This is a genomic window from Pseudomonas sp. UBA6276 (assembly GCF_002438365.1).
GTDB classification, from domain to species: domain Bacteria; phylum Pseudomonadota; class Gammaproteobacteria; order Pseudomonadales; family Pseudomonadaceae; genus Aquipseudomonas; species Aquipseudomonas coleopterorum.
Genome location: NZ_DJUS01000169.1, coordinates 1 through 11,665 on the forward strand (window position 1 = coordinate 1; position 11,665 = coordinate 11,665).

Below are 11,665 nucleotides of genomic sequence, written 5' to 3' on the forward strand. Positions count from 1 at the left end.
CCGGCGGCATCCGCTGCGAAAAAGCCTCCAGCTACATGCTGGGCGAAGGGTTCGAAGAGGTCTATCACCTCAAGGGCGGCATTCTCAAATACCTGGAAGAGGTGCCCCAGCAGGAAAGCAAGTGGGAAGGCGACTGCTTCGTCTTCGACAATCGCCTTACCGTACGTCACGACCTCAGCGAAGGCGACTACGACCAATGCCACGCCTGCCGCACACCGATCAGTGTCGAAGACCGTGCCAGCGAGCACTATGTACCCGGCGTCAGTTGTCCGCATTGCTGGAACAGCCTGAGCGATAAGACCCGCAAGAGCGCCATTGATCGTCAGAAACAGATCGAACTGGCTCGCGCGCGCAATCTGCCGCACCCTATCGGGCACAATTACCGCAAAGCCGCTCAGGACTGAGTCATGTCGCGCAACCGCCTGATCTACGTGATGGACCCGATGTGCTCCTGGTGCTGGGGCTTCGCCCCCGTGGCTCAGGCCCTGATCGATCAGGCCGAGGCCGCAGGGGTCAAGACCCACATCGTGGTAGGCGGACTGCGCAGCGGCGGCGCGGCGTTGGAACCCACCACTCGCGATTACATCCTCGAGCACTGGCACGCCGTGCATGAGGCCACCGGTCAACCCTTCACGTTCGAAGGGGCCTTGCCAGCAGGCTTCGTCTACGACACTGAGCCGGCGTGCCGAGCGATCGTGGCGGTCCGCGAGCTGGCGCCCGACCTGGTGTGGCCGCTGGTCCAGCTGATCCAGCAGGCGTTCTACACCGAGCGCCTGGACGTAACCCAGCCAGCGCAACTGGCCAGCCTGGCCGAGCGGGCAGGGGTGCCGCGCATCGAATTCGTCGAGGCATTCGACAGCGATCACAGGGTGCGGGCCACCCAAGCGGATTTCGCCTGGGCGCAGGGGTTGGGCATTGCAGGTTTCCCGACGCTGCTCGCCGAGCGGGAGGGTCAGCTGGCCTTGCTGACCAATGGTTATCGACCGCTGGCCGAGCTGTCGCCGCTGTTGGCCCGCTGGCTGGAACGTGCTGCCCATGCATGACCGCCCCGGCCCCGTCGGGGAGACAGGATTGCACGGGGCGGCAGACCGCCTGAGCTGGGGTGAAATTCGCCGCCTGGCCCTGCAGCACAAGCGGGCACTATGGACCGCCAATGGGGTGGCGGTGCTGGCTACCCTGTGCAGCGTGCCGATTCCGCTGCTGTTGCCGTTGCTGGTCGATGAAGTGCTGCTCGGCCACGCCGGCAGTGCCACACGGTGGATGAGCCAGGTGCTGCCCAGCGCCTGGCAGATCCCCGTCGGCTTCATCGGCCTCATGCTGGTGGTCAGTTTCACCCTGCGCTGCGGCGCGTTGCTGTTCAACGTCGTGCAGGCGAGGCTGTTCGCCGGACTGGCCAAGGACGTGGTCTATCGCTTGCGATTGCGCCTGATCGAGCGGCTCAAGCGCATCTCGCTCAGCGAATACGAAAGTCTGGGCAGCGGTACCGTCACCACGCACTTGGTCACCGACCTGGACACCCTCGACAAATTCGTCGGCGAAACCTTGAGTCGCTTTCTGGTCGCCATGCTGACCCTGGCAGGCACTGCGGGCATCCTGATGTGGATGCATTGGAAACTGGCGCTGCTGATCCTGCTGTTCAACCCCTTGGTGGTGTACGCCACAGTAGTACTGGGCAAGCGCGTCAAGCACCTGAAAAAACTCGAGAACGACAGCACGGCGCGCTTTACCCAGGCACTCAGCGAAACCCTTGACGCCATCCAGGAAGTGCGGGCCAGCAATCGCCAGGGTTATTTCCTGGGGCGGCTGGGTCTGCGCGCTCGCGAAGTTCGCGACTTCGCCGTTGCCTCCATGTGGAAAAGCGACGCATCGGGCCGTGCCAGTGCGTTGTTGTTCCAGTTCGGCATCGACATCTTCCGCGCCGCTGCGATGCTCACGGTGCTGTTCTCCGACCTGAGCATCGGTCAGATGCTGGCGGTGTTCAGCTACCTCTGGTTCATGATCACGCCAGTCGAACAACTGCTGAACCTGCAATACGCCTACTACGCGGCAGGCGGGGCACTGAACCGGATTAATGAATTGCTCGCCCGTGCCGATGAACCCAGGTATGAGGGCGGCAGCGATCCGTTCCGCGACCGCGAGACGGTGGGTATCGACATTCGTGGCCTGAGCTTCGCCTACGCCGAAGACAAGGTACTGGACCGCCTGGACCTGTCCATCGCGGCCGGGGAAAAGGTCGCCATCGTCGGCGCCAGCGGAGGCGGCAAGAGCACCCTGGTGCAGTTGCTGCTCGGGCTTTACACGCCGCAGGCAGGAGAAGTGCGTTTCGGTGGCGCGCTGCAGCAGGCCATTGGTCTTGAGACCCTGCGCGATAACGTCGCGGTGGTGCTGCAGCATCCGGCACTGTTCAACGATACCATTCGCGCCAACCTGACCATGGGGCGCGATGTCAGCGACCACGCATGTTGGGACGCCTTGCGGATCGCCCAGTTGGACGGCACCGTACGGGAAATGCCGCAGGGGCTGGACAGCATCGTAGGCCGCTCGGGGGTGCGCCTTTCCGGAGGCCAGCGTCAGCGCCTGGCGATTGCCCGGATGGTGCTCGCCGAACCCAAGGTGGTCATCCTCGACGAGGCCACTTCGGCACTCGATGCGGCCACCGAGTACAACCTGCATCAGGCCCTCGGGCGCTTCCTGAGAGGACGCACTACAGTGATCATTGCCCACCGGCTGTCTGCGGTGAAACAGGCCGACCGCGTACTCGTATTCGACGGCGGCCGGATCGCCGAAGATGGCGACCACCAGCAACTCATCGCGGAGGGCGGGTTGTATGCGCGTCTGTACGGTTATCTGCAACAGGTTTAGTTCGCCCCTGGCGTCACGACGAGCTATGGAAAAAACATTCGGCACCGAAGAAAACGGTGCCGGTCCTTTCCTAAACTAGCCTAAAGTGTGCCAGCCTTGATTGAAGTTCTGACTTGGACGTTGCCTGGATTGCTGAAGCAAGGAACCTCATGAAGCACACGCAGACTCTCGATACGCCGAGATTACTGGGGATCGTCTGGCCATTTATCGCCGTGGTGGGATTGATGGCAATGCTGGGTTGCATCAGCCTTTACGCACTGTCCGCAGTGCGTAGTTATGTCGCGGGCGAAAGTTTCTGGTCCAAGGGTCAGAAAGACGCGATCTACTACCTCAACCTGTATGCCGACAGCCGGGATGAAGACGTTTTCCAGAAATACCTGCGGGCCATCGCCATTCCCCAGGGCGGTCATCAACTGCGCCTGGCCCTGGATCAGCCCGAGCCCGATCTGGCAGCGGCGCGGGCGGGCATTCTGAAGGGTAACAATCACCCCGACGACATGCAGAACATCATCTGGCTATACCGTCACTTCAGCGATGTCAGCTACATGTCCAGGGCCATTGCGCACTGGAAGACCGGTGACACCTACCTGGTCCAGCTCGACGAACTGGCGCAGCGCATGCACGCCGCACAGCAGGCCGGCACCGCAACCGAAGCGGACATGGCGCGCTGGAAACACCAGATCATGACCATCAACGACGCGGTCACACCCGCCGCCATGGCCTTCAGTGTGGCCCTGGGCGAAGGCTCGCGTGCGGTGCAATACCTGTTGGTGGTGAGCAATCTGCTGGTCGCCTTGCTGCTGATCGTGCTCGCGCTGTGGCGCACGCACAAGCTGCTCAATCAGCGCCATGCCTTTGCCTATGCGCTGCAGCTGGAAAAAGATCGCGCCCAGGTGACCTTGGCATCGATTGGCGACGGGGTGATCACTACCGATGTCGAAGGCGCGATTCTCTACATGAACCCGGCCGCCGAGCGTCTCACCCATTGGAGTGCCGACCAGGCCGTCGGGCTGCCGCTGGCGGCGCTGTTCAATCTGCTCGACGAGAACGCCGAGAAGGACAGCTTCACCCTTATCGACCACATCGTCAGCGGCGACCTGCGCGGCGGCAGCGAGCACGCCAAGTTGATCCAGCGTCTGGACGGCAGCACGGTCTCGGTGACGCTGGTAGGCGCCCCCATCCAGACCGACCAGCACATCAGCGGGACCGTGCTGGTCCTGCACGACATGACCCAGGAACGTCAGTACATCGCCAACCTTTCCTGGCAGGCCACCCACGATGCACTGACCGGATTGGCCAATCGCCGCGAATTCGAGTTCCGCCTCGAACAGGCCCTTACCGCGCTGCAACGCTATCCGGGTTGTCACTCCCTGATGTTCCTGGACCTGGACCAGTTCAAGCTGGTCAACGACACCTGTGGCCATGCCGCAGGCGACGAACTGCTCCGCCACATCTGCGCGTTGCTGCAATCCGGGCTGCGCGAGGGCGATACCCTGGCGCGTCTGGGTGGGGACGAATTCGGTATTCTCATCGAGAACTGCTCCACCAGTGAATCGGAGAAGCTCGCCGAAACGCTGCGCCAGACCGTGCAAAACCTGCATTTCGTGTGGAAAGGTCGGCCTTTCGTGACCACCGTAAGCGTCGGCATGGTGCACCTGACCCAGGCACCGATCACCCTCGAAGCTTCGATGCGCGCCGCCGACATGGCCTGCTACCTGGCCAAGGAACGGGGCCGTAACCGGGTCCAGGTCTACCATGCCGCCGATAGCGAGCTGACCGTGCGGGTCGACGAAATGGCCTGGGTTCAGCGCCTGCACATGGCCCTGGAAGAAAACCGCTTCTGTCTCTATGCACAGGAAATCGCCGCGCTGGGCATACAGGACGGCCCACCGGGTGGACACATCGAGATTCTCCTGCGCCTGAGCGATGAAACCGGCCGCATCATCATGCCCGACGTGTTCATTCCAGCCGCCGAGCGCTACGGCTTGATGACCGCCCTCGACCGGTGGGTGGTGCAGAATGTATTCAAGGTGGTACGCCAGACCCTGGATCAGCCCGATCAGGGCCCCTTGGCGGTCTGCGCCATCAACTTGTCGGGGATCAGCATAGGCGACGAGGAGTTTCTCGAGTTCCTGCGAGAACAATTTCGCCTGTACGCGATTCCAGCCGAATTAATATGTTTCGAGATCACCGAGACCAGCGCGATCGCAAATCTCGGTAGCGCGATCCGATTTATCAATGAATTGAAGAGCTTAGGATGTCATTTTGCCCTCGATGACTTCTGTGCCGGTATGTCCTCTTTTGCCTATTTGAAACATTTACCTGTCGATTATTTGAAAATCGATGGCAGCTTCGTTAAAGATATGTTGGACGACCCGATCAATCGGGCGATGGTGGAAGTGATCAACCATATTGGCCACGTCATGGGCAAGCGCACCATTGCCGAGTTTGTCGAGACGCCTCTGATAGAACAGGCCTTGCTGGAAATTGGTGTGGACTACGCACAGGGATACTTGATCGAGCGACCGCAGGTATTTACCTGTGACAGTCTGCGCCGGCATCTGGGCAGACTGCGGCCGTCGCGATTCGGGGTTCCCGACACTTTCCGATAAGGGCAATTTGCCGCTGTTCTTCACTCAATTAAATGGAGGTTTGCCAGTGAACGATCCTTTTATTCGACTGGGTCCGCTGATGGACGCAAAGAGTTATCCCGAATGGGCACAGAAACTCATCGAAGACTGTGCGCCGAACAAGCGGCGGGTTGTCGAGCATGAGGTCTATGCACGAATGCGCGACAACCAGCTGAGCTCGCGCACCATGCGCCACTACCTGATCGGCGGCTGGCCGGTAGTGGAGCAATTCTCGCTGTACATGGCGCAGAACCTGACCAAGACCCGCTTCGCCCGGCATCCGGGCGAGGACATGGCGCGGCGCTGGTTGATGCGCAACATTCGTGTCGAGCTCAACCATGCCGATTACTGGGTACACTGGAGCCAGGCCCATGGCGTCAGCCTGCAGGACCTCATCGCCCAGGATGTGCCGGCCGAGCTGCATGCGCTCAGCCATTGGTGCTGGCAGAGCTGCGCCACCGATTCGCTGGCGGTTGCCATGGCGGCGACCAACTATGCTATCGAAGGGGCCACCGGCGAGTGGTCGGCGGTGGTCTGTGCCGACGACACCTATGCCCAGGCGTTTCCCGAGCAGAACCGCAAGCGCGCCATGCGCTGGTTGAGCCTGCACGCCCAGTACGACGATGAGCATCCATGGGAAGCCCTGGAAATCATCTGCACGCTGATCGGCAACCACGCCACCGAAGCGCAGCAGACCGAACTGCGCAACGCCATCTGCAAGAGCTACGACTTCATGTTCCTGTTCTTGGAACGCTGCATGGCGCTGGAGCAGCAACGTACCACCACACTGGACAACAGAGTGGTGGCGTAAGGCTCGTAGCGGCCTGATGCAGCACTAGCAGGGCCGCCTCAGGCGGCGCCATGGTTACGCGACAGGCTGGCTGGCCGGTCGTGGCACAGGATGGCGCCTGTCCTGAGGACACATTTCACTGGGCGTCGAACGCCTGGCCATTGATCCCGGCACTGTCGGGTCCCATCAGATACAGGTACACCGGCATGATTTGTTCGGGTAGCGGATTGCGGCCCGGGTCCTCGGCCGGGTAGGCCTGCGCGCGCATCGCCGTGCGTGTTCCGCCGGGGTTGATGCTATTGGCGCGTGCGGCGCTGACACCTTCCAATTCGTCGGCCAGGGTCTGCATCAAGCCCTCGGTGGCGAACTTCGACACGCCATAGGCGCCCCAGTGCGCCCGTCCCTTGCGACCGACGCTGCTCGAGGTGAACACCACCGAGCCATCTTCGGCCTGCTTGAGCAGGGGCAGCAGTGCGCGAGTGAGCATGAAGGTCGCATTCACGTTGACCTGCATCACCTGGATGAATTCGTCGTCGGGCAGCACGTCCAGGGGCGTTCGCGGACCGATGATCGAGGCGTTGTGCAGCAGCCCGTCGAGGCGGCCGAATGTTTTCTCGATCATCTGCGCCAGTTCGGCGTACTGCGCGGTGTGTGCGCTGTGCAGATCGAACGGGATAACCACCGGCTGGGGATGCCCGGCCGCTTCGATCTCGTCATACACGGCCGTCAGGTTGGACTCGGTCTTGCCCAGCAACAGCACGATAGCGCCGTGGGCAGCATAGGTTTTCGCGGCGGCGGCGCCGATGCCGCGGCCGGCACCGGTGACCAGGATGACGCGCCCGGCCAGCAGGTCGGGGCGGGTTGAGTAATCGAACATGGGATCTCCTGAAATAAGGTGGCTCAGCAGCCGCAGAGGGCCTGGTCCAGCACGCGGCGCAGGTCGGACGGGTGGTCCACCACCACATCGGCACCCCAGTGATCGGGGTTGTCGTTGGGGTGAATGTAGCCGTAGCGCACCGCTGCAGTCTTGGTCCCGGCATCGCGGCCTGATTCGATATCGCGCAGATCGTCACCGACGAACAGCACGCTGGCCGGGTCCAGCTCGAGCTTGCTGCAGGCCAGCAGCAGCGGTTCGGGGTCCGGCTTGCTGCGGGTCACATGGTCGGGGCAGATGAGTATTGCCGAACGTTGTGCCAGGCCCAGTTGCTGCATGATGGGTTCGGCGAAGCGCAGCGGCTTGTTGGTCACTACGCCCCAGATCAGCCTGGCCTGCTCGATGTCGGCGAGCAGTTGCGCCATGCCGTCGTACAGGTGGCTGTGCACCGCGCAGCCGTCCTGATAGCGTTCGAGGAATTCCAGGCGCAGCGTTTCGAACTCCGGCGCCTGCGGCGACAGGTCGAACGCAGCCTGGACCATGGCCTTGGCGCCGCCGGAAATCACGTCGCGTACCCGTTGCTCGTCGATGGGCGGCAGCTGGCGCGCAGCGCGCATGGCTTGGCAGATGGCGATGAAGTCCGGCGCGGTGTCGAGCAACGTGCCGTCCATGTCGAAGAGTACCGCTCGAAGGCGCATGCTCATTCCTCGCGAAGGGTCTGGATCATGTAGTTGACGTCGACGTCCGCGGCCAGCTTGTAGTGCTTGGTCAGCGGGTTGTAGGTCAGGCCGATGATGTCCTTGACGGTCAGTCCGGCCTCGCGGCTCCAGGCACCGAGCTCGGAAGGGCGGATGAATTTCTTGAAGTCATGGGTGCCGCGCGGCAGCAGCTTCATGATGTATTCGGCGCCGATGATCGCGAACAGGTACGCCTTGGGGTTGCGGTTGATGGTCGAGAAGAACACCTGGCCACCGGGTTTGACCATGCGGAAACAGGCGCGGATGACCGACGAAGGGTCCGGCACGTGCTCGAGCATTTCCAGGCAGGTGACCACGTCGAATTTTTGCGGGCATTCGGCTGACAGGGCTTCGGCAGTGATCTGGCGGTATTCCACTTCCACGCCGGATTCGAGCTGGTGCAGGCGAGCGACCGCCAGTGGCGCCTCGCCCATGTCGATGCCGGTCACCTTGGCGCCGCGCAGGGCCATGGCCTCGCTGAGGATGCCGCCGCCGCAACCGACGTCCAGCACCTGCTTGCCCGCCAGGTTGACGCGCTCGTCGATCCAGTTGACGCGCAATGGATTGATGTCGTGCAGCGGCTTGAACTCGCTGTTGCGATCCCACCAGCGGTGCGCCAGGGCTTCGAACTTGGCGATTTCAGCGTGGTCGACGTTGCTCATTGGGTGTCCTCTAAACGTTGTGATTCCAGAATTCGAGAGTGCCGGGGTCTTCAGCCTTCATTGCCCTGCGGCAATGCGCTCGCCCCAGGCGCCGGCCATGTCGCGCAGCCTGTTTTCGTCCAGGCGCGTCAGTCGGCCTTCGTCAAGCAGGTGTTTGCCCGCCACCCACACATGGCGGACGCAATTGCGGCTGCTGGCATAGATCAATTGCGACACCGGGTCGTACACCGGTTGCTGGGCCAGTCCGGACAGGTCGAAGGACGTCAGGTCCGCCGCCTTGCAAATTTCCAGCGAACCGATGTTCGCTTCCATGCCCAGCGCGCGGGCGCCGTTGAGGGTGGCCATGCGCAGCGCGCGATGGGCATCCAGCGCAGTCGCCGAACCCGCCACGGCCTTGGCCAGCAACGCTGCGGTGCGCGTGTCGCCAAGCAGGTCGAGGCTGTTGTTGCTGGCGGCACCATCGGTGCCCACCGCCACATTGACCCCGGCCTGCCAGAGTTTTTCCACTGGGCAGAAGCCACTGGCCAACTTGAGGTTGGACAGCGGGCAATGCACGACGTTGCTGTTGCTTTCCACCAGCAGGGCGAGGTCGTCGTCATCCACCTGGGTCATGTGCACCGCCTGGAACCGCGGGCCGAGCAAGCCGAGGCGGGCCAGCCTGGCCAGCGGGCGTTCGCCGCTTTTTTGCAGGGCATCGTGCACTTCGCCGGCAGTTTCGTGGACGTGCATCTGGATGGCGGCGTCCAGCTCATCGGCCAGCACGCGGATCTTCTCCAGGTTCTCGTCGCTCACCGTGTAGGGCGCATGGGGGCCGAAGGCAATGCTCACGCGGGCATGGTGCTTGAGATCGTTGAACAGCTCGACGCCCTTGTGCAGCGCCTCGTCGGCATCCCGAGCGCCGGGGATGGGAAAATTCAGCACCGGCACGCTGATCTGGGCGCGCATGCCGCTGGCGTGCACCCGCTCGGCGGCCACTTCGGGAAAGAAGTACATGTCCGAAAAACAGGTGATGCCGCCCTGCAGCTGCTCGGCGATGGCCAGGTCGGTGCCGTCGCGCACGAACGCCTCGCTGACCCAGCGGGCCTCGGCGGGCCAGATGTGGCGTTCGAGCCAGGTCATCAGTGGCAGATCGTCGGCCAGGCCGCGGAACAAGGTCATGGCCGCGTGACCATGGGCATTGACCAGCCCCGGCGCGAGCAGTTGCCCAGGCAACTCGCGGATTTCCCGTGCCTGCAGCCGGGCAGCCGCGCTGCGCGGGCCAATGAAGACGATCTGCCCATCACGGATGCCCAAGGCATGCTCCTGAAGCACGACACCGGCGGGCTCGACCGGTACCAGCCAGGTTGGCAGCAACAGCAGGTCCAGGGCGGTATCGACGTCGAGCATGGCAAGTTCCGGGCTTGTGCAGGTGGTGGCGAAGTATACCCGAGCGTCTTGGACGGGGGCTCGCTATAATCGAGCGCTTTTGGCGTCTGAGTACGGAGTTGGGGCATGCGTGATCGATTGTTGGCGGCGGAACGGGTCAAAGCCGTTGATTGGCGAGGTGACGCGTTGCACCTGATCGACCAGCGTGCACTGCCTGCCGAAGAAGTCTGGTGCGCTTTCGTCGATGCGACCGGCGTGGCTGGCGCAATCCGCACAGGCGTGGTGTCCGGGGCTTCGGCGGTCGCCATCTGCGCTGCCTATGCCGTGGTGCTCGCCGCGCGACTGCACCGCACCGCCGCAGCCGATTGGCGTGCCGCGCTGGACCAGGATTTGCGCGTGCTGGCGGCGGTCCGCCCGGCCACGGCCCATCTGTTCTGGGCGCTGGAGCGCATGCGCGAACGTCTGGGCCGAGTGCACGCCGACGAAGACCCGGTGCCGGCCCTGGAAGCCGAAGCCCTGGCCATTCACCAGAGCGACCGCGAAGCCAACCTGACCATGGCCCAGCTGGGCGTCGACGTGATCCGCCGGCACCAGGGCAATCTGCAGACCGTGCTGACCCATGCCAGTGCCGGCGCGCTGGCCAGCGGCGGCTTCGGTACGGCACTCGGGGTGGTGCGCGGGGCCTTCCATGAAGGCATGCTCGAGCGTGTCTATGCCGATGAAACCCGGCCTGGGCTACAAGGCTCGCGTCTGTTGGCCTGGGAGTTGTCCAGCGAGGACATCCCGGTGACCGTGACGGCCGATTCGGCGGCGGCGCACCTGATGAAGAGCAAAGGCATCACCTGGGTGATCGTCGGCGCCGAGCGGATTGCGGCCAATGGCGATATCGCCGGCCCGATCGGCACCTATCAGCTGGCGGTCTGCGCCATGCATCACGGTGTTCGGTTCATGGTCGTGGCCAGCAGCGCGGCGATCGACTTGGCCCTGGAAAGCGGCGAAGACATTCCCTTGCTCGAACGCGATGGTCGCGAATTGCTGGAAGTGGCCGGAACGCGCGTCGGCGCGGACGTTGATGCATTCAATCCGATCCACGACGTGACACCGGCCGATCTGATCGACGTGATCGTCACCGAAAAAGGCATCGTCGAGCGACCCGATGCGGCGAAGCTGGCGCAATTGATGTGCCGTCGGCGCCTGCATTGAATTCGCCACAGTGGCAAAACGCTCACTTTTTTACTCCAGAAAGGTCTGCAAGCGCCGCAGCGCCATGCCAGAGGCTCGATACGACTCGATCAAGGGTCCTGTCAGGGTTTAAGGGGATAGGTGTCTGACGGCGATTGTGCTAACATCCGGCGGTTTTCGGGGGTGCATCGAGGTGCTCCCCCAGCGCCGTCGGTCCAAGGCGTAACTCGTTGATTTGTCGTAAGTCGCCGTTGGCATCGGCCAGCGGTGGCAAGCTTCGTTCTTCTCACAGGGAGGCAACGGAGTTTCACCAGAAAAAGGAATCAGGCTTCTCATGGGCGAACTGGCCAAAGAAATCCTCCCGGTCAATATCGAAGACGAGCTGAGACAGTCCTACCTCGACTACGCCATGAGCGTGATCGTGGGTCGTGCACTGCCTGATGCACGTGATGGCTTGAAGCCCGTGCATCGCCGCGTTCTGTTTGCGATGAGTGAACTGGGCAACGATTGGAACAAACCCTACAAGAAGTCGGCCCGTGTGGTCGGTGACGTGATCGGTAAGT

10 protein-coding genes and 1 pseudogene are annotated in these 11,665 nt (G+C 62.7%); 7 read left to right on the forward strand and 4 right to left on the reverse strand.

Going from position 1 to position 11,665, the window contains the following annotated elements:
* From B2V21_RS19315 to B2V21_RS19335, 5 genes and pseudogenes are all read left to right on the forward strand, one after another.
* Nucleotides 1–404, forward strand: a pseudogene (locus tag B2V21_RS19315) (hypothetical protein); the annotation flags it as partial.
* A gap of 3 nt (nt 405–407) precedes the next feature.
* The gene (locus B2V21_RS19320; protein WP_049860985.1) at nt 408–1,043 is read left to right on the forward strand and encodes a DsbA family protein; all 636 of its coding nucleotides are present in this window, start codon (nt 408–410) and stop codon (nt 1,041–1,043) included.
* A complete protein-coding gene (locus tag B2V21_RS19325) occupies nt 1,036–2,862 on the forward strand; it encodes an ABC transporter ATP-binding protein (protein ID WP_286917731.1) in 1,827 nt (608 codons plus the stop codon). Before B2V21_RS19320 ends, B2V21_RS19325 begins: the two co-directional genes overlap by 8 nt.
* A 149-nt stretch (nt 2,863–3,011) precedes the next feature.
* Nucleotides 3,012–5,474 (forward strand): EAL domain-containing protein, encoded by a 2,463-nt coding sequence (locus B2V21_RS19330; protein WP_049860983.1) that lies wholly within the window; start codon nt 3,012–3,014, stop codon nt 5,472–5,474.
* Between the two features lie 46 nt (nt 5,475–5,520).
* Nucleotides 5,521–6,303 (forward strand): TenA family transcriptional regulator, encoded by a 783-nt coding sequence (locus B2V21_RS19335; protein WP_043187704.1) that lies wholly within the window; start codon nt 5,521–5,523, stop codon nt 6,301–6,303.
* A gap of 115 nt (nt 6,304–6,418) precedes the next feature.
* On the opposite strand, the gene B2V21_RS19340 is transcribed toward B2V21_RS19335, so the two are convergent.
* From B2V21_RS19340 to B2V21_RS19355, 4 genes are read right to left on the reverse strand one after another with little or no spacing between them, the layout of a single operon-like run.
* A complete protein-coding gene (locus B2V21_RS19340; RefSeq protein WP_286917732.1) occupies nt 6,419–7,159 on the reverse strand; it encodes a YciK family oxidoreductase in 741 nt (246 codons plus the stop codon).
* Nucleotides 7,160–7,182: 23 nt separating this feature from the next.
* Nucleotides 7,183–7,854 carry an N-acetylmuramic acid 6-phosphate phosphatase MupP gene (gene mupP / locus B2V21_RS19345; RefSeq protein ID WP_049860981.1) on the reverse strand — a complete coding sequence of 224 codons (672 nt, stop codon included), beginning with the start codon at nt 7,852–7,854 and terminating at the stop codon, nt 7,183–7,185.
* Between the two features lie 2 nt (nt 7,855–7,856).
* Complete coding sequence (gene ubiG / locus B2V21_RS19350; RefSeq protein ID WP_049860980.1) at nt 7,857–8,555, reverse strand: bifunctional 2-polyprenyl-6-hydroxyphenol methylase/3-demethylubiquinol 3-O-methyltransferase UbiG; 699 nt, start codon at nt 8,553–8,555, stop codon at nt 7,857–7,859.
* A gap of 57 nt (nt 8,556–8,612) precedes the next feature.
* Nucleotides 8,613–9,941, reverse strand: coding sequence for a TRZ/ATZ family hydrolase (locus B2V21_RS19355; protein ID WP_286917733.1), 1,329 nt, complete (start codon nt 9,939–9,941; stop codon nt 8,613–8,615).
* 105 nt (nt 9,942–10,046) lie between these two features.
* On the opposite strand from B2V21_RS19355, the gene mtnA reads away from it, so the two are divergent.
* Together mtnA and B2V21_RS19365 are read left to right on the forward strand one after the other, a co-directional pair.
* Nucleotides 10,047–11,123 carry an S-methyl-5-thioribose-1-phosphate isomerase gene (mtnA, locus tag B2V21_RS19360; RefSeq protein ID WP_286917734.1) on the forward strand — a complete coding sequence of 359 codons (1,077 nt, stop codon included), beginning with the start codon at nt 10,047–10,049 and terminating at the stop codon, nt 11,121–11,123.
* A gap of 313 nt (nt 11,124–11,436) precedes the next feature.
* The coding region (locus tag B2V21_RS19365; protein WP_286917735.1) for a DNA gyrase subunit A at nt 11,437–11,665 on the forward strand (229 nt) is incomplete at its 3' end.

Bases quoted from the DNA above. Each gene is read 5' to 3' on its own strand.
- B2V21_RS19320 (WP_049860985.1), top strand. From the start codon at position 408: ATGTCGCGCAACCGCCTGATCTACGTGATGGACCCGATGTGCTCCTGG.
- B2V21_RS19325 (WP_286917731.1), top strand. From the start codon at position 1,036: ATGCATGACCGCCCCGGCCCCGTCGGGGAGACAGGATTGCACGGGGCG.
- B2V21_RS19330 (WP_049860983.1), top strand. From the start codon at position 3,012: ATGAAGCACACGCAGACTCTCGATACGCCGAGATTACTGGGGATCGTC.
- B2V21_RS19340 (WP_286917732.1), bottom strand. From the start codon at position 7,159: ATGTTCGATTACTCAACCCGCCCCGACCTGCTGGCCGGGCGCGTCATC.
- mupP (WP_049860981.1), bottom strand. From the start codon at position 7,854: ATGCGCCTTCGAGCGGTACTCTTCGACATGGACGGCACGTTGCTCGAC.
- ubiG (WP_049860980.1), bottom strand. From the start codon at position 8,555: ATGAGCAACGTCGACCACGCTGAAATCGCCAAGTTCGAAGCCCTGGCG.
- B2V21_RS19355 (WP_286917733.1), bottom strand. From the start codon at position 9,941: ATGCTCGACGTCGATACCGCCCTGGACCTGCTGTTGCTGCCAACCTGG.
- mtnA (WP_286917734.1), top strand. From the start codon at position 10,047: ATGCGTGATCGATTGTTGGCGGCGGAACGGGTCAAAGCCGTTGATTGG.